The 15,783-nt window shown below is 72.4% G+C and carries 17 protein-coding genes; 11 read left to right on the forward strand and 6 right to left on the reverse strand.

Annotated elements, in window-relative coordinates:
* Positions 1 to 27: 27 nt before the first annotated feature.
* Both ACZ4SW_RS12000 and ACZ4SW_RS12005 read left to right on the forward strand, forming a co-directional pair.
* Positions 28 to 1,032 (forward strand): EamA family transporter, encoded by a 1,005-nt coding sequence (locus ACZ4SW_RS12000; protein ID WP_468241313.1) that lies wholly within the window; start codon positions 28 to 30, stop codon positions 1,030 to 1,032.
* 181 nt (positions 1,033 to 1,213) lie between these two features.
* A complete protein-coding gene (locus ACZ4SW_RS12005) occupies positions 1,214 to 2,185 on the forward strand; it encodes a DMT family transporter (protein ID WP_468241315.1) in 972 nt (323 codons plus the stop codon).
* A 54-nt stretch (positions 2,186 to 2,239) separates the two neighbouring features.
* Here ACZ4SW_RS12005 and ACZ4SW_RS12010 read toward each other — a convergent pair whose 3' ends face one another.
* On the reverse strand, positions 2,240 to 2,887 hold the full coding sequence (locus ACZ4SW_RS12010; RefSeq protein ID WP_468241318.1) for an FMN-binding negative transcriptional regulator: 648 nt from the start codon (positions 2,885 to 2,887) through the stop codon (positions 2,240 to 2,242).
* Positions 2,887 to 3,573 (reverse strand): pyridoxamine 5'-phosphate oxidase family protein, encoded by a 687-nt coding sequence (locus tag ACZ4SW_RS12015; protein WP_468241320.1) that lies wholly within the window; start codon positions 3,571 to 3,573, stop codon positions 2,887 to 2,889. Before ACZ4SW_RS12015 ends, ACZ4SW_RS12010 begins: the two co-directional genes overlap by 1 nt.
* Before the next feature lie 36 nt (positions 3,574 to 3,609).
* Between ACZ4SW_RS12015 and ACZ4SW_RS12020 the strand changes: the two genes are divergently transcribed.
* Positions 3,610 to 4,941, forward strand: coding sequence for an aminotransferase class I/II-fold pyridoxal phosphate-dependent enzyme (locus ACZ4SW_RS12020; RefSeq protein WP_468241322.1), 1,332 nt, complete (start codon positions 3,610 to 3,612; stop codon positions 4,939 to 4,941).
* A gap of 132 nt (positions 4,942 to 5,073) precedes the next feature.
* On the opposite strand, the gene ACZ4SW_RS12025 is transcribed toward ACZ4SW_RS12020, so the two are convergent.
* A complete protein-coding gene (locus ACZ4SW_RS12025) occupies positions 5,074 to 6,009 on the reverse strand; it encodes a DMT family transporter (RefSeq protein ID WP_468241326.1) in 936 nt (311 codons plus the stop codon).
* Between the two features lie 75 nt (positions 6,010 to 6,084).
* Between ACZ4SW_RS12025 and ACZ4SW_RS12030 the strand changes: the two genes are divergently transcribed.
* The gene (locus ACZ4SW_RS12030; RefSeq protein WP_468241328.1) at positions 6,085 to 6,996 is read left to right on the forward strand and encodes a LysR substrate-binding domain-containing protein; all 912 of its coding nucleotides are present in this window, start codon (positions 6,085 to 6,087) and stop codon (positions 6,994 to 6,996) included.
* A gap of 4 nt (positions 6,997 to 7,000) precedes the next feature.
* On the opposite strand, the gene ACZ4SW_RS12035 is transcribed toward ACZ4SW_RS12030, so the two are convergent.
* Complete coding sequence (locus tag ACZ4SW_RS12035; protein WP_468241331.1) at positions 7,001 to 7,468, reverse strand: pyridoxamine 5'-phosphate oxidase family protein; 468 nt, start codon at positions 7,466 to 7,468, stop codon at positions 7,001 to 7,003.
* 135 nt (positions 7,469 to 7,603) lie between these two features.
* Between ACZ4SW_RS12035 and ACZ4SW_RS12040 the strand changes: the two genes are divergently transcribed.
* The gene (locus ACZ4SW_RS12040) at positions 7,604 to 8,257 is read left to right on the forward strand and encodes a cysteine hydrolase family protein (protein WP_468241333.1); all 654 of its coding nucleotides are present in this window, start codon (positions 7,604 to 7,606) and stop codon (positions 8,255 to 8,257) included.
* Positions 8,258 to 8,263: 6 nt separating this feature from the next.
* On the opposite strand, the gene ACZ4SW_RS12045 is transcribed toward ACZ4SW_RS12040, so the two are convergent.
* Positions 8,264 to 8,758 (reverse strand): Rieske (2Fe-2S) protein, encoded by a 495-nt coding sequence (locus tag ACZ4SW_RS12045; RefSeq protein WP_468241335.1) that lies wholly within the window; start codon positions 8,756 to 8,758, stop codon positions 8,264 to 8,266.
* A gap of 179 nt (positions 8,759 to 8,937) precedes the next feature.
* Entirely contained in the window at positions 8,938 to 9,504 is a 567-nt protein-coding gene (locus tag ACZ4SW_RS12050; protein WP_468241338.1) for a MarR family winged helix-turn-helix transcriptional regulator, read from the reverse strand.
* 139 nt (positions 9,505 to 9,643) lie between these two features.
* Here ACZ4SW_RS12050 and ACZ4SW_RS12055 point away from each other — a divergent pair, with 139 nt between their 5' ends.
* The 6 genes from ACZ4SW_RS12055 to ACZ4SW_RS12080 all read left to right on the forward strand — a co-directional run bounded on the left by ACZ4SW_RS12055 (position 9,644) and on the right by ACZ4SW_RS12080 (position 15,754).
* Positions 9,644 to 9,892, forward strand: a complete 249-nt coding sequence (locus tag ACZ4SW_RS12055; RefSeq protein ID WP_468241340.1) for a hypothetical protein — start codon at positions 9,644 to 9,646, stop codon at positions 9,890 to 9,892.
* A 247-nt stretch (positions 9,893 to 10,139) separates the two neighbouring features.
* Complete coding sequence (locus ACZ4SW_RS12060; RefSeq protein WP_468241342.1) at positions 10,140 to 12,014, forward strand: chloride channel protein; 1,875 nt, start codon at positions 10,140 to 10,142, stop codon at positions 12,012 to 12,014.
* Positions 12,015 to 12,076: 62 nt separating this feature from the next.
* The gene (locus ACZ4SW_RS12065; protein WP_468241345.1) at positions 12,077 to 12,544 is read left to right on the forward strand and encodes a MarR family winged helix-turn-helix transcriptional regulator; all 468 of its coding nucleotides are present in this window, start codon (positions 12,077 to 12,079) and stop codon (positions 12,542 to 12,544) included.
* The gene (locus tag ACZ4SW_RS12070; RefSeq protein WP_468241347.1) at positions 12,544 to 14,382 is read left to right on the forward strand and encodes an MFS transporter; all 1,839 of its coding nucleotides are present in this window, start codon (positions 12,544 to 12,546) and stop codon (positions 14,380 to 14,382) included. The genes ACZ4SW_RS12065 and ACZ4SW_RS12070 overlap by 1 nt, the downstream gene beginning before the upstream one ends.
* A 218-nt stretch (positions 14,383 to 14,600) precedes the next feature.
* Positions 14,601 to 15,374: a HipA family kinase gene (locus ACZ4SW_RS12075; RefSeq protein WP_468241349.1), complete on the forward strand. Its 774-nt coding sequence runs from the start codon at positions 14,601 to 14,603 to the stop codon at positions 15,372 to 15,374.
* On the forward strand, positions 15,371 to 15,754 hold the full coding sequence (locus ACZ4SW_RS12080; RefSeq protein ID WP_468241352.1) for a DUF3037 domain-containing protein: 384 nt from the start codon (positions 15,371 to 15,373) through the stop codon (positions 15,752 to 15,754). Before ACZ4SW_RS12075 ends, ACZ4SW_RS12080 begins: the two co-directional genes overlap by 4 nt.
* The last annotated feature ends 29 nt before the right edge of the window (positions 15,755 to 15,783 follow it).

Genomic DNA, 15,783 nt, shown 5'->3' on the forward strand with positions numbered 1-15,783 from the left:
GACGCTCATGTCGTCGCCTGCCATCATGTGCCGGTGCATACGTCTCAGGGCAGTCAGAGCAACCGCGGCGGGGGAGTCGGGCCGGCGCTCGCGCTCGCGTCGGCCGTCGCCTTCGGCGGATCGGGTGTCGCGGCCAAGCCGCTGATCCAGGCGGGGCTCGACCCCCTGCACGTGGTGTGGCTGCGGGTCACGGGCGCCGCGCTCGTGATGCTGCCGCTCGCCGTACGCCACCGTGCCCTGCTGCGCCGCCGTCCCGGCCTGCTCGCCGGGTTCGGGTTGCTGGCCGTCGCCGGAGTCCAGGCCTGCTACTTCGCCGCGCTGTCCCGCATACCCGTGGGTGTGGCCCTGCTCATCGAGTACCTGGCGCCCGCGCTCGTCCTCGCCTGGGTGCGCTTCGTGCAGCGGCGGCCGGTGACGCGTTCGGCGGCGGTCGGCGTGGTTCTCGCGGTCGGCGGGCTGGCCTGCGTCGTCGAGGTGTGGTCGGGGCTCGGCTTCGACCCCCTCGGGGTGCTGCTCGCGCTCGGCGCCGCCTGCTGCCAGGTCGGCTACTTCGTCCTGTCCGACCAGGGCAGCGAGGCGGGCGACCAGGCCCCCGACCCGCTGGGCGTCATCGCGTACGGACTGCTCGTCGGGGCCGTCGTGCTCACCGTCGTCGCCCGTCCCTGGACCATGGACTGGTCGGTGCTCGGCGGCACCGCGGACATGAACGGCACGCGCGTCCCGGCCGTCGTCCTGCTGGCCTGGATCGTCCTGATCGCCACGGTCCTCGCCTACATCACCGGCGTGCTGTCCGTGCGCCGGCTCTCGCCCCAGGTCGCGGGCGTCGTGGCCTGCCTCGAAGCGGTCATCGCCACGGTGCTGGCCTGGGTGCTGCTCGGCGAGCACCTCTCGGCGCCGCAGATCATCGGCGGTGCGGTGGTCCTGGTCGGCGCGTTCATCGCCCAGTCCTCCGCGCCCGCGCCGGGCTCCGAGGAGCCGGTCGCCGGCGGGGGCACGGAAAGGGAGTTGTCGGCCCGCGGCACGGCGGCATAAGGTGCCGATCATGCATTCGGACGCGCTCGTTCTTCCGCCTCCGGCCGCCTGAGGCGGGCCCTCCGGAAACCGCGCCCGGCCCACCGCCGGGTGCGACGGTGTGCTGCCCGCAGAAGAAGTCCACGGACCCGGCGCATGACGGGTCCCTTCCCGAACTTCTGCACCTCTGCGGAGACAACTCGTGTCGAATGCTGCCTCCGGCCTGCCCGTCGGGCGAGGCCTTCTCTACCTGATCGTCGCCGGTACCGCCTGGGGTACCGCGGGCGCCGCCGCCTCCCTGGTCTACCGGGCCAGTGACATGGGGCCCGTAGCGCTGTCCTTCTGGCGCTGCGCGGCCGGGCTGGTGCTGCTCACCGCCGCCCGTCCGCTGCTGCCGCGCGCCGCCCGCACCACCGCACGGCAACCGCTGGTCCGCAGGGTGCTGCGGGCCTGTGCCACCGGGCTGGGGCTCGCCGTCTTCCAGACCGCCTACTTCGCGGCCGTCTCCGCCACCGGGCTCGCGGTGGCGACCGTCGTCACCCTCGGCGCCGGGCCCGTCCTCATCGCTCTCGGCGCCCGTCTCACCCTGGGGGAGCGGCTGGGCGGCGGCGGGGTGACCGCCGTCACCGGTGCGCTCGCCGGGCTCGCCGTGCTCGTGCTCGGCGGCGGTGGCGCGGCCGTGCGCCCGTGGGGGGTGCTGCTCGCCGTCGTGTCGGCGGGCGGCTACAGCGTCATGACGCTGCTCACCCGACGGTGGGGGCGCGACGGCGGAGCCGACGGGTCCGCCGCGACGGCGTCGGCGTTCGCGGTCACCAGTCTGTGCCTGCTGCCGTTCGCGCTGGCCGAGGGACTTCTTCCGCACGCCGCGCACCCCGCCGCCCTGCTGGGGCTGTTGGCGTACATCGCGGCGATCCCGACGGCCCTGGCCTACGCCCTGTACTTCGCGGGCGCGGCCGTCGTACGGTCGGCGACCGTGTCCGTGATCATGCTGCTCGAGCCGGTCAGCGCGGCGATCCTGGCCGTCGCCCTGCTCGGTGAACGGCTGACGGCGGCGACGCTCGCCGGCACCGCGCTGATGCTCGCCTCGGTCGCCGGACTGGCACGGGCGGAGGCGCGGCAGGCGCGGCAGGCGCGGAAGGCGTCGGCGCCGGAGGAGGAGGCGGTCCCGGTCTGACGGAGCGGACGGGTGCGGGTTTCCCTCAGCGGTGCAGGAGCCCGCACCCGCGTCTCACCGGTCCGGGGACCACACTCCCCGCCTGCGGAGCTGGTGCTCCCGGGCCGCCGCGTCCCGTGCGCCGCCGCGTGCCCGGAGGCCCGCCACGATCCGGTCCTGCACCTCTTCCGGCTTGTGGCTCGCGTACTTGAACTTGGCCCGGACGTCGGTCACTTCGAGCCGCAGACCGCGGATCCCGGACAGCATGCGGCCGTACGGCGCCTCGCCCGGCGCCACTCGGGCCGAGACTCCCTTCGGCTGGAAGTGGCCCATCTGGCGGTTCAGCAGCTCCGCCTTGCCGGCCGGGTCGTCCACCACATGGGCGATGCACCTGAGCTGCACGGCCGCGTAGAAACTCGTCGGGACACCGTGCTCGGAGGGGGTGCCGGGCGGGGCCTGCCAGGGGCCGGGCACGTACACGTAGTCGTCGACCACACTGAGCAGGACCCGGGGATTCGCCTCCAGCGCGGGCCACATCGGGTTGGGGCGGGCGAGGTGGGTGACGGCCTCGCCGCGCTCGGCGTCGTACGCGAAGTGCAGCGGCTGCACGTACGGCGGCTCGTCCGGCGGCCCGTTCACGGCGAGCTGCCCGAAGTCGCGGCCGGCCAGCCAGTGTTGCCACTCGGCGTCGTCGCGGGGGGCGTCCCACGGGTGGATCAGCATCACAGGGCCGCCAGGTAGTCCGGCAGGCCGGTGCCGGGTGCGAGGCCGGCGTCCGGGAGGGGGCTGCCGTACGCCCTGCGGACCGGGACCACGCCGGCCCAGTGGGGGAGCGGGAGGTCCTCGGGCTCGTCGTTCACACCGCCGGTGCGCAGCTTGGCGGAGACCTCCTCCAGGTCGAGGCGGATCACGGCGGTGGCGGCCAGCTCCTTCTTGTTGGCGGGCCGGGAGTCGCGTGAGCGGCCCGGTACGACGTGGTCGACCAGCGCGTCCAGGGCCGCCCGCTTCTCCTCGGGATCCGTGACCTGGCGGGCGATGCCGTGCACGACCACGGAACGGTAGTTGATCGAGTGGTGGAAGGCCGAGCGGGCCAGGACCAGGCCGTCGACGTGCGTCACCGTCAGACAGACCGGGAGGCCCGGGTCGGCCTCGCCGGCCGTCCGCAGCGGGCGCGAGCCCGTCGAACCGTGGACGTACAGCCGCTCGCCGACCCGGCCGTACAGCGTGGGCAGCACGACCGGCGCGCCGTCGCGGACGAAGCCGAGGTGGCAGACGTAGCCCTCGTCGAGTATCGCGTGCACCAGCTCCTTGTCGTACGAGGCCCGGTCCGCGGAGCGCGTGGGGACGGTGCGGTCGGTCGGGGTGTAGGCGGCGGGTCGCGGTGTCGTCGGCTGCTCGATCCCCTGCATGTGCGCTCTCCATTGCACTAGTGCATAATCTGTTTTGTGCTAGGAGAATATAGGTTCACGGGTCGGCGCGCAGCAGAGATTGCCGCCGGCGTCGAGCGCGCGGTGGGCGCCGGGGAGCTCGTGCCGGGGCAACTGCTTCCGCCGCAACGGGAGTTGGCCGCCGAGCTGGGCGTCAATCCGAACACCGTCGCGGCCGCGTACCGCATCCTGCGGGAACGCGGCGTGATCGAGACCGCGGGACGCCGCGGCACGCGCGTGCGCAGAGCGCCCGCCACGACGGGCCGGGACCACATCCGCGTGGACGTGCCCGAGGGCGTCCGCGACGTGTCGAGCGGCAACCCCGATCCGGCGCTGCTGCCCCCGCTGGCGGAGGCGTTCGCGGCGGCCGCCGCCGAGGGCGACCGCGCACCCGTGCTCTACGGCGATGTCGCCGTGGAACCGGAGCTGGCGCGCCTCGCCCGGGCCGGACTGGACGCCGACGGGGTGCCGGAGGGCCCGCTCGCCGTGGTCTCCGGATCGCTCGACGCCGTCGAACGGGTGCTCGCCGTCCATCTGAAGACCGGGGACGCCGTCGCCGTCGAGGACCCCGGCTGGGGCAGGACCCTCGACCTCGTGCCGGCGCTCGGACTGCGCACGGTTCCCGTCGGCGTCGACGACGAGGGGCCGCTGCCCGACGCCGTACGCGCCGCCCTGGAGGCCGGTGCGCGTGCCCTCATCGTCACGGACCGGGCGCAGAACCCGACCGGCGCCGCGGTGAGCGCCCGCCGCGCGCGTGCCCTGCGTTCCGTGCTGCGGGAACATCCGGGGACACTGCTGATCGAGGACGACCACGGCCACGGGATCGTCGACGTGCCCCTCCACCCCCTCGCCGGGGTCACCCGGCACTGGGCCCTCGTCCGTTCGGTCGCCAAGGCCTACGGCCCCGACCTGCGGCTCGCGGTGCTCACCGGGGACGCCGTCACCGTGGACCGGGTGCGCGGGCGGCAGCGGCTCGGGCCCGGGTGGGTGAGCCGGCTCGTGCAGCGGGCGGTGGTCCGGCTGTGGACGGACGGCGCGGTGGACGCGGGGGCGGTCGCCGCGCGGTACGGGGCGCGCCGCGACGCGCTGATCCACGCGCTCGCGGGGCGCGGTGTCACGGCCCACGGCGTCACCGGCATGAACGTGTGGGTGCCGGTGCCGGACGAGACCGGCGCGGTCGCACGGCTGCTGCACGCCGGCTGGGCCGTCGCGCCCGGGGCCCGCTTCCGGCTGAGCGCGCCGCCCGGCATCCGGATCACCGTCTCCACCCTGACCGCGGACGACACCGGGCCCCTGGCGGACGCGGTCGCCTCCGCCCTGGGCCCGGCTCCTGCGCGCAGCTACGTCTAGTGCTCCGACAGACATCGTTCGCCCGTCGCAACGCCCGGCACTCTCCAAGCTCTTCGAGCAGGGGGTACCCCCAGAGCACGCACCGGGCGTCTTGACGGGCGAAGGTCGCCTGCCGCGGCACTGATTCCGGGGCTAGCCCTTCGGCCGGGACTGGGTCAGTGCCGCACCCGCCAGGACGATCAGCGCGCCGATCGGCGTCGACCAGGTCAGCGACTCGCCCAGGACCGCCACGCCCGCCGCGATGGCGACGACCGGGACGAAGTACGTGACCATCTGCGCCGTCGTCGGGCCCACCTCGGCGACCAGGCCGTACTGGACCAGCATCGCCACGCCCGTGCCGAGCGCGCCCAGCGCGGCGATCGCCAGCAGGGGAAGGACCGCGACGTGCGTCGGCAGGGTGGTGAACAGCGGTGTGACGACGGCCAGTTGCAGCGTGGCCAGCAGCAACTGGCCTCCCGTGAGCGACAGATGGGAATGGGCGGAACCGGCCAGGGTGCGGCGGACGTAGATCCACCCCACCGGGTAGCTCAAGGAGGCGAGCAGGGCCAGCGCCGTGCCCCTCAGGTCCAGGCCGTGGAAGCCCTGCCAGGCGCCGAGCACCGTGAGCACGCCGAGGAAGCCGATGCCGAGCCCCGCCACCCGGCGCCGCGTCGGCCGGTCCTCCGACAGTGCCACCAGGGACAGGACCATGCCCCACAGCGGTGAGGTCGCGTTGCAGATCCCGGCGAGCGTCGACGGGATCGTCAGCTCCGCGTAGGCGAAGAGGGAGAACGGCAGCGCGTTCAGCAGGAACCCCGCGACCGCCAGATGTCCCCAGGTGCGGGCGGAGCGCGGCAGACGCTCGCGCTTGACCGCCATGGCGACGGCGAGCACCGCCGTGCCGAAGACCAGCCGGCCGAGCGTGACCTGGAACGGGGCGTACGCCTCCGTGCCGACCTTGATGAACAGGAAGCTGAAGCCCCAGATCAGCGAGAGGGCACCGAAGCGGATCCGCCAGTCGAGGGCGGCCCGGCGGCGAGGGGCGGTGGTGGGGGTGGTGACGGTGCGCGGAGTGGACACGGTGCTCATGGTCGTAACGATGGACCAAGACAATCTCGTAGCACAATCGAGAATTCGCACCCGATATCTCGTAGCATTGCTTACATGTTGAACCTGGAGCGGCTGCGCACCCTCGACGCCCTCGCCCGGCACGGCTCGGTCAGCGGGGCCGCCGAGGGGCTGCACGTGACCACCTCGGCCGTCTCTCAGCAGATGGCCAAACTGGAGCGGGAGGTGGGACAGCAGCTCCTGGCCAGGAACGGGCGTGGGGTGCGGCTCACGGACGCTGGCCGGCTGCTCGCCGAGCACGCGGCGCGGATCCTGTCACAGGTCGAACTCGCCCAGGCCGATCTGGAGGCGCAGCGCGGTCAGGTGGCGGGCGAACTGCGCCTGTCGGCCTTCCCCACAGCCGCCCGAGGACTGTTCCCCACGGCTCTCGCCGCACTGCGCGCCGGCCACCCCGCGCTGCGGTTGCGCTCGAGCGAGCTGGAACCCGAGGAAGGGGTGGCCGGTGTGGTGCGCGGCGACCTGGACCTCGCGGTCGTCCTCGACTGGTACAACAAGCCGATGCCGCTGCCGGACGGCCTGGTGAAGGCCGCGATCCTGGACGATCCGGCGGATGTGGCGGTGCCGGCCGGGCACCGCCACGCCGACCGGGCGGAGGTCGGCCTGGAGGAGTTCGCGGACGACGAGTGGATCACCTGGGGCGACGGCGAATTCTGCCATGAGTGGCTCATGTTCACCCTGCGCTCCAAGGGCATCGAGCCGTGCGTCGGCCACCGCGCCGGGGAGACGCACACCCAGCTCGGGCTGGTCGCCGCCGGACTCGGGGTGTGCATCGCACCGCGCCTCGGGCGCGACCCGGTGCCGGCGGGGGTCGTGACCGTGCCCGTGCGGCAGCAGGTGCGCCGGCACGTCTACGTGGTGTGGCGGGCCGACGCCGACCGCCGCCCGTCGATCCGGGCGGCGGTGGAGGCGTTGCGCGCGGCGGGCGAGGCCGTGACGGCCCGGGGGTGAGCCGCTACGCGCCCAGCTTGCGGAAGTCCCAGGAGACGACCTTCGTCGGGGTCAGCCGGATCCACGCGTGACGGCCGTCGTGCGGCATCTCATCCAGGCCGAAGTTCTTCCGGGCGAACAGCATCTCCGGCACGTCGAGTTCCGCGCACAGCTCCCCGGTGCGCGGTGACTCGCCCACGAACTCCGCCGTGCCGGACAGCTCGGCGCCCCGAAGCTGGTCGTACTCCTCGCCCGTGTCCACCACGACGGCGATCCGTCGGTCGCGGCGCAGATCCGCCCAGCGCCTGCTGCGCACGACCGAGTACAGCCACAGCGAGGTGCCGTCCCAGACGTACCACAGGGCGCTGACGTGCGGGGTGCCGTCGGCGGACACGGTCGCCACCCGGCAGGTGCGCTGGGTGGCGAGGAACTCGTCCAGCTCACCCGGCGTCATCATGATCTTGCGGCCCCGACGCTGCGTGGTGACGGTCATGCGGCCCCCTCTTCTTCTCCCACGTCGTGCCAGAGAGATCCTCTGACATCACGTCAGAAAAGAATGGGGCGTCTTCCCTCCGTCCGCAACGGTCGCTACCCTCGCCGCCTCGGACCGTCGACGACAGGGGGAGCCATGCCGTCGCGTGAACACCTCGGGAATCTCCTGCACCTTCCGGCCACGGTGCTGCTCACCGTCGAGTGCCAGCAGGGCGTGCTGGGCCCGGACAGCGCGCTGCCCGAACTGGCCCGGCAGGCGCGCGCCTCGGGGGCGCTCGCCAACGTGGCCCGGCTGGTCGCCGCGGCGCACGCGGGCGGGGTGCAGGTGATCCACGCGATCGCCGAACGCCGCCCGGACGGCCGCGGCGCAAGCCGCAACGCCCGTCTCTTCCGTGCGGCCGAACGGCTCCCCGTCCAGCAGCTCGCCGGCAGCACGGCGGTACGGGTGGCGGCCCCGGTCGAGGTACGCGAGGAGGACTTCGTCGTACGCCGACTGCACGGACTGTCGCCCCTCACGGGCACCGAGCTCGACGCGCTGCTGCGCAACCTGGGATGCCGCACCCTGATCGTCACCGGCGTCTCGGCCAACGTGGCGATCCCCAACACGGTGTTCGACGCCGTCAACCGCGGCTATAACGCCGTGGTACCCGCGGACGCCATCGCGGGGGTGCCCTCCGACTACACCCCCGCGATGATCCGCCACACCCTCGCCCTGGTCGCCACCATCACGACCACCGACGAGCTGCTGACCTGCCTCACCCCACCACGCCGAGCGACGTCACCGGGCTGAGTCCCGTCAGGCCAGCTTGATCTCGTCGCCGGAGACGGTGATCTTCGCGGCGGCCAGCGGCTGGGTCGCCGGACCCTTCTTCACGCTGCCGTCGGTCGCGGAGAACTGGCTGCCGTGACACGGGCAGTTGATCAGACCGTTCGAGATCTCCGTCACCGCGCAGCCCCGGTGGGTGCACTTGGAGGAGAACGCCTTGAACGTGCCCGCCGACGGCTGGGTGACCACCACGCCCTGGGCGTCGAAGACCTTGCCGCCGCCCTCCGGGATGTCGGAGGTCTTCGCCAGCGCCGTGCCGCCGGAACCGGCCGCGGCGGAGCTGCCCCCGCCCGTGGTGGCGGTGCTCGCGCTGCTGCCGTCCTGTGTACCGGACGAGGTCGACGACGACGTGTCGTCCGAGCTTCCGCACGCGGTCAGCGCGACGGCGAGCCCCGTCGCGCCGACCGCCGCCACGACGGTGCGGCGGGCGGGCGCCGGGACGGGCTGAGGCGATTCGCTGGTCATGCTGACGTTCCCTTCCACGGATGTTCCGTAAATCTGTACGGAGGTACGGTCTGTGGGCAGCGACCGTTCAGACCTCGTCGAGATCCTGACCTCTCCGGGATGAGGAAGGTGTAAAACACGCCTGTCGTTGCGCTGTCAGATGGACATGCGCACATGGGCCGCCTTCGTCCGGGGCCGCTCTACGGGGACGGGTTGAGCGGGTTGTCGACGAGGCCGGCCAGGCGGCCGGTTTCGTCCGTGAGGTCCAGTCCCAGGTCGTCCGCCGCGGCGGTCAGCGCCCTGAGCGCCGGGACGAGTCCGGCGCGCTGCCGGGCGGGCAGGCGCTCCACCAGGGTGCGGATCTCGGCACGTCGATGGCTGAGTACCCGATCGACCAGTTCCCCTCCCGCGGCCGTCAGCCGCAGGACGACCTGGCGGCGGTTGTCGGGGTTGACCCGCCGGTCGATGAGGCCGAGGGATTCGAGGCGTTCGACCATGCGGAGGGCCGTGGAGGAGTTGACGCCGAGGGTGGCGGCCAGGGCGGCCAGGTTGATGGGGCCGCAGGTGTGCAGCGCGACCAGCGAACGCAACTGGGGCAGGGTCAGTGACACGTCGACCGAGGCGAGGGCGCGGGCGGACAGCGCGACGATGAGCCGGGACGCGGCCATGATCGCGAGGGTGACCTGTTCCGCTTCCTGGTCCGCCTCCTCTTCGAGAGGGGCCGGACGGGCCAGTGGCTGCTGTACGCCGTGCTCCTGCTGAGTCATGCATTCCTCGTTCCGCTGTCTCTCCACGGACGGCCGGTCCCACGCGCTCACGGATGGTGACCATTGCAGACTGCAATGGTAGGATCGTCGAGACATCGGCCGGGCGGGCGCGACCGGGCCGGCGACGAGGGTGATGACCATGAGAACCGAGCCGATACGGGAAGCCTATTCGTTCGTCTGCCTGCGCTGCGGGCACGCCTGGGAGGGCCAGTACGACATCCGGCACGTCCGGGACGCCGAAGGGCGCCTGTGCGCCGAGTACCGCGTCAAAGGCGGTGTACGGGTGTCCTCGCCGCTCACGGACAACACCTGCCGGGTGTGCGGGGGACGCAGGATCCGCATCCTGCGTCCCGGCCGCGTGCTGTCCGCACGCCCTCCGCTGAGCTGAGCGAGGCCCTGCCTCCTCACCGTTGACGGACGCGCAACGAGGCGCGTCCGTCTTCCGTGCCGGAGCCGGCCCGGCCCCGGCACGCGTCCGCCTCACTCCCCGATGCCGGCCGGCCGACCGCACGGGCAGCGCCGCCCGCCGTTCCCGCGTCCACCGGGGCCTGCCCCTGGGCCGGCACGCCTCGAAGAACCGATCCCAACAGCCGACGGCCAGTGCAGCCCCTGCCGCCCCATTCACCGGAGGTGCCATGTCCGCGTCCGTACCCACCAGACCCCGGCCCAGTGCCCCCAGCCGCCCACGGCGTCATGAGCGGGCTCCCCATGCCGCCCTGAAGATCGCGCACCTGGGTGACTTCCATGTGTCGACGCGCGTGGTGATGATCGCAGCGCTGGCCGCGCCCGTCGGTGCCGTCGCAGCCCTGGTGGCCGCCGGCCTGCTCAAGCTGATAGCTCTGATCACCAATCTCAGCTTCCGTTGGCGGTTCGGCTTCGGCACCGCCGTACCGGCCGACACCGCGCACCGATGGCTGCTGCTCGTGATGCCCGTGATCGGCGGTCTGGTCATCGGTCTCATGGCCCGCTACGGCTCGGAGAAGATCCGGGGTCACGGCATGCCCGAGGCGATCGAGTCGATCCTGGTGTGCGGCAGCCGGGTGCAGCCCCGCGTCGCCGTCCTGAAGCCCACGTCGGCAGCCGTCTCCATCGGTACGGGCGGGCCCTTCGGAGCCGAGGGCCCCATCATCATGACCGGCGGCGCCGTCGGCTCCCTCCTGGCCCAGTTCCTGCGGGTCACCACCGACGAGCGCAAGGCACTGCTCGTCGCCGGTTCCGCCGCGGGCATGGCCGCGACCTTCAACGCACCCCTCGCCTCGATCCTGCTGGCCGTCGAACTGCTGCTGTTCGAATGGCGGCCCCGCTCCTACCTGCCGGTCACCGTCGCCGCGGTGACCGCCACCCTGGTCCGCGGACCGCTGCTGGGCACCGCACCCCTCTTCGGCGGTGCGCACGTGCCCGACCACATCTCCCTCCCCGCCTACGGCCTGTGCGTCGTCGCCGGAGCCGGCGCCGGACTGCTCGCCCTGGGCGCGACCGCCCTCGTCTACTTCTCCGAGGACCTGTTCTCCCGCCTGCGCATCCACTGGATGTGGTGGCCGGCCATCGGCCGGGCGATCATCGGCCTGGGAGGTCTGATCGAACCGAGCGCCCTCGGTGTCGGCTACGACGTCATCGGCCGGCTGTTGACCGGACACGCCACGGTGGGCCTCATCACCGGTGTCCTCGTCGTCAAGACCCTCATCTGGGGCCTGTCCCTCGGCTCGGGCACCTCCGGAGGTGTCCTCGCCCCCATGTTCATGGTCGGCGGTGCCCTGGGGGCCGCCGAAGCCCTGGTCTTCCCCCACGTCAGCCCCGGCTTCTGGGCCCTGGTGTCACTGGCGGGAGTCCTCGGCGGCGTCATGCGGTCCCCGCTCACCGGCATCGTCTTCTGCCTCGAGCTCACCCACGAGATCAACGCCCTGATCCCCATGGTGATCACCGCGTCGGCCGGCTATCTGCTCTCGGTCATCCTCCTCAAGCGCTCGGTCCTCACCGAGAAGCTCGCGCGGCGCGGACTGCACCTCACCCGCGAGTACTCCGTCGACCCGCTCGAGGTCCACCTCGTCCGCCAGTTGGAGACACCGGCCGGAGTCACCTTCGACGGCGACCGCACGGCCGGGGAGATCACCACGCTGCTGCGGGCGGCGCACGACGCCGGCGACCCCGGCCGGCTGCTCGCCCAGCGCCTGTACCCCGTGCTCGACGCCCGGGGCGACCTCGTCGGCGTCGTCACCCGCAGCCGGATGATCCACGCCGACCCCTCCGACCCCACACCGCTCGGCGACCTCGCCGTCCCGGCGGTCACCGCCCACCCCGACGAGACGCTGCGGGCCCTGGCCAACCGCATGGCCCAGCACGACGTCACCCGTCTGCTCGTCGTCACCCGGGACGAGCGGCCCCGCGTGGAGGGCATCGTCAGCCTGCGCCATCTGCTCACCGCCCGCCGCATCGACCTCCACGAGGAACACCACGCGGAACGCGTCCTCACTCTGCGGCCCCGGCGCACCCCCGCACCGGCCACGAGCTGATCCACCCCTATTACTAACAATTGGTTGATCAGGCGAGGCTGTTAAACCTAGTGTTATCACCCGTGAAGGCAGAAGGAGCAGCAGACCGCGACCACCCCGGCGGTCCGAGCGACACCGCCCGGCTCGCCTCCGACCTCCGGCTCGCCGTGGGCCGTATCACCCGACGACTGCGCCAGGCGCACGCCGTCGGCGACGTGACGCTCTCCGGTGTGTCGGTGCTCGCCCGGCTCGCCGCCGACGGCCCCGACTCACCGGGATCCCTCGCCGATCTGGAGCGCGTGCGTCCGCAGGCGATGGCGAGCACGCTCGCCGTCCTCGAACAGCGGGGGCTCGTCAGTCGTACCCCCGACGCGGTGGACGGGCGGCGAGCCGTCGTGGCCATCACCGGCGAGGGGCGTGCCGTCCTGGCGGAGCGCCGCTCCGAGTCCGTCCGGCACCTCTCGGCCGTCCTGGACGAGTTCACCGCGGAGGAACGCGAGACACTCGGAGCGGCGCTGCCGCTCCTTGACCGGCTGGCGGAGAAGCTCTGATGGCGCGCACTCCTGGCGCCCGCGGCCGGAACGCGGACCACGCGCGAGCGAGCGGCACGTGCGCGTCGCGCGCTGTGCGCTCCGCGCGCCGGCAGGACACCCCGCCGGGCCCCGGCTACAAGTGGGTGGCGCTGTCCAACACCACGCTCGGTGTGCTGATCGCGACGATGGACGCCTCCATCGTGATCATCTCGCTGCCCGCGATCTTCCGTGGGATCGGACTCGACCCGCTGGCGCCGGGCAACATCGGCTACCTGCTCTGGATGATCCTGGGCTATCTGCTGGTGTCGGCCGTACTCGTCGTCGTCCTCGGCCGGCTCGGCGACATGTACGGCCGGGTTCGGATCTACAACCTCGGCTTCCTCATCTTCGCCTGCGCGTCCGTCGCGCTGTCCCTCGATCCGTTCCGGGCCGGCGCCGGCGCCCTGTGGCTGATCCTGTGGCGCATCGTGCAGGCGTTCGGCGGTTCCATGCTCACCGCGAACTCGGCCGCCATCCTCACCGACGCCTTTCCCGCCCGGCAGCGCGGAATGGCTCTCGGCGTCAACCAGATCACCGCGCTCGCCGGCCAGTTCCTCGGACTCCTCGCCGGCGGCCTGCTCGCCGCCGTCGACTGGCGTGCGGTGTTCTGGGTGAGCGTGCCGATCAGCGTGGCCGGCACGATCTGGTCGTACCTGAGCCTGCGGGAGACCGCGACGGGACGCCGCGGGCGCATCGACTGGCTGGGCAACATCACGTTCGCGGTGGGTGCCGGGATCCTGCTCGCCGGCATCACCTACGGCATCCAGCCCTACGGCTCCAGCGCCACCGGCTGGGGCAACCCCTGGGTGCTGGCCGGGCTGATCGGCGGCGGTGTCCTGCTGCTGCTCTTCTGCCACATCGAGACGCGGGTCGCCGAACCCATGTTCCGGCTGGCCCTGTTCAAGGTACGGGCGTTCGCCGCGGGCAACCTGGCCGCGCTGCTGACCGCGATCGCCCGCGGCGGGCTGCAGTTCATGCTCATCATCTGGCTGCAGGGCATATGGCTGCCCCTGCACGGCTACGCGTTCGAGGACACCCCGCTGTGGGCGGGCATCTTCATGCTGCCGCTGACGCTGGGCTTCCTCGTCGCGGGCCCTGTCTCCGGTTACCTGTCGGACAAGTTCGGCGCCCGCCTGTTCTCCACCGTCGGCCTGGTCGTCGTGGCGGGCTCCTTCCTCGGACTGCTCACCCTGCCGGTCGACTTCGGCTACGGGCTGTTCGCGGCGCTCCTGCTGCTCAACGGAGTGGGCCAGGGCATGTTCTCCTCGCCGAACACGTCCTCGATCATGGGCAGTGTGCCGCCGGAGTACCGGGGCGTCGCCTCGGGCATGCGGTCCACCTTCCAGAACTCGGGAACCGCCCTGTCCATCGGCGTGTTCTTCTCCCTGATGATCTCCGGCCTGGCCTCATCGCTGCCCGCGGCGCTCAGGAGCGGGCTCACGGCGCACGGCGTGCCGAGCGGCGCGGCAGCGCACGCCGCAGCGCTGCCACCGGTGAGCACGCTGTTCGCCACCTTCCTCGGCAACAACCCCATCGAGCACCTGCTCTCCTCCAGCGGCACTCTCGCGCACCTCTCCACGGCCCAGCGCGCCACCCTGACCGGCCACGCCTTCTTCCCCCAGTTGGTTTCCGGGCCGTTCCACCACGGTCTGACCATCGTCTTCAGCGTCGCTGCGGGCATGGCCCTGGTCTCGGCCGTCGCCTCGGCCCTGCGCGGCGGCGTCCGTCCCGCCTACGACACCCCTCCGCACGGCCGGCCCGCCGCCACGGCCGAACCCAGCAGGACGGCATCGCGCCGGCCGGACGCGTTCTCGTAACGGCATGACGGCTCGTCGAGCGTGTCGGGCGAGCGTGACCCCGACCGTCGGCTTCTCGGGGCAAGAGGAGAGGCCGCCCCGCCTTCGGGGTGCGGCCGTTACTATGCTCACCTCCCGCCGGAGGCCGACAGCGGAGGGCGCGCCGGTCCTCTCCTCGGTTGCAATTGCCTGGAAGCAGGCGGCGATTGCAAGGCCGAGAAGTTGGATAACCTGGGAAAATGCTGACAGAAGTCACCGCGACCCGCTACATCACGCCTCTGCGGGAGGGTGGTTCGCTGCCGGGGCTCGTCGAGGCCGACGATCTCGGGATCTACGTCATGAAGTTCACGGGCGCCGGACAGGGCCGCAAGACGCTCGTCGCCGAGGTGGTCAGCGGCGAACTCGCCCGCCGGCTCGGCCTGCGCGTACCCGGACTGGTGACTCTCGGCCTCGACCCGGTGCTGGGCCTCGGCGAACCCGACCAGGAGGTGCAGGAACTGCTCAAGGCGAGCGGCGGGCGCAACCTCGGCATGGACTTCCTGAGCGGCGCGATCGGCTTCGACCCGCTCGCGTTCGGGATCGGCCCTCAGGAGGCCGGGAGGATCGTCTGGTTCGACGCGCTCGTGGGCAACGTCGACCGCTCCTGGCGCAACCCCAACCTGCTGATGTGGCACGGCGACCTGTGGCTCATCGACCACGGCGCCACCATGATCTGGCACCACAACTGGCCCGGCGCCGAGGCCTCCTCCGCGCGCCCCTACGACGCCTCCGACCACGCCCTCGCACCCTTCGCGCCGGACGTCGCGAGTGCCGCCGCCGACCTCGCGCCCCGCGTCACCGAGGAGTTGCTGGCCGAGGTGACCGCCCAGATCCCGGACGAGTGGCTGACCGGCGAGCCCGGCTTCGACACGCCGGAGGAACTGCGCCGGGCCTACGCACGGCCGTTGCTCGCCCGGGCCGCCGTCATCCACGAACGCATCCAGGGCCTTCGGGTCCCCCAGGGGGAGAAGTGAGCGAGCGGGACGTCTACGAGTACGCGCTGCTGCGGGTCGTACCGCGGATCGAGCGTGGCGAGTGCATCAACGCGGGGGTGCTGGTGTACTGCCGCGCCAAGTCGTTCGTGGCCGCCCGCACCCATCTCGACGAGCGGAAACTGCTGGCCCTCGACCCGGACGCGGATGTGGCGGGCGTACGGGCCGCGCTCAGTGCCGTCGAGGGCGTGTGCGTCGGGGGTCGGGCGGCCGGACAGGCGGCGCACGACGACGCCGGGCGGCGTTTTCGCTGGCTGATCGCGCCCCGCTCCACGGTCGTGCAGCCCGGGCCCGTGCACACCGGGCTGACCGCCGACCCGGCGGCCGAGGCGGAGCGATTGCTGGACCTCCTGGTGAGGTAATGGATCACACGCGCCGGGTGTGCCGTTGA

This window comes from Streptomyces sp. NPDC028331, from assembly GCF_055565775.1.

Bases quoted from the DNA above. Each gene is read 5' to 3' on its own strand.
- ACZ4SW_RS12010 (WP_468241318.1), bottom strand. From the start codon at position 2,887: ATGCTGATCCACCCGTGGGACGCCCCCCGCGACGACGCCGAGTGGCAA.
- ACZ4SW_RS12035 (WP_468241331.1), bottom strand. From the start codon at position 7,468: ATGACCGTCACCACGCAGCGTCGGGGCCGCAAGATCATGATGACGCCG.
- ACZ4SW_RS12030 (WP_468241328.1), top strand. From the start codon at position 6,085: ATGTTGAACCTGGAGCGGCTGCGCACCCTCGACGCCCTCGCCCGGCAC.
- ACZ4SW_RS12040 (WP_468241333.1), top strand. From the start codon at position 7,604: ATGCCGTCGCGTGAACACCTCGGGAATCTCCTGCACCTTCCGGCCACG.
- ACZ4SW_RS12060 (WP_468241342.1), top strand. From the start codon at position 10,140: ATGTCCGCGTCCGTACCCACCAGACCCCGGCCCAGTGCCCCCAGCCGC.
- ACZ4SW_RS12050 (WP_468241338.1), bottom strand. From the start codon at position 9,504: ATGACTCAGCAGGAGCACGGCGTACAGCAGCCACTGGCCCGTCCGGCC.
- ACZ4SW_RS12015 (WP_468241320.1), bottom strand. From the start codon at position 3,573: ATGCAGGGGATCGAGCAGCCGACGACACCGCGACCCGCCGCCTACACC.
- ACZ4SW_RS12070 (WP_468241347.1), top strand. From the start codon at position 12,544: ATGGCGCGCACTCCTGGCGCCCGCGGCCGGAACGCGGACCACGCGCGA.
- ACZ4SW_RS12045 (WP_468241335.1), bottom strand. From the start codon at position 8,758: ATGACCAGCGAATCGCCTCAGCCCGTCCCGGCGCCCGCCCGCCGCACC.
- ACZ4SW_RS12075 (WP_468241349.1), top strand. From the start codon at position 14,601: ATGCTGACAGAAGTCACCGCGACCCGCTACATCACGCCTCTGCGGGAG.
- ACZ4SW_RS12025 (WP_468241326.1), bottom strand. From the start codon at position 6,009: ATGAGCACCGTGTCCACTCCGCGCACCGTCACCACCCCCACCACCGCC.
- ACZ4SW_RS12055 (WP_468241340.1), top strand. From the start codon at position 9,644: ATGAGAACCGAGCCGATACGGGAAGCCTATTCGTTCGTCTGCCTGCGC.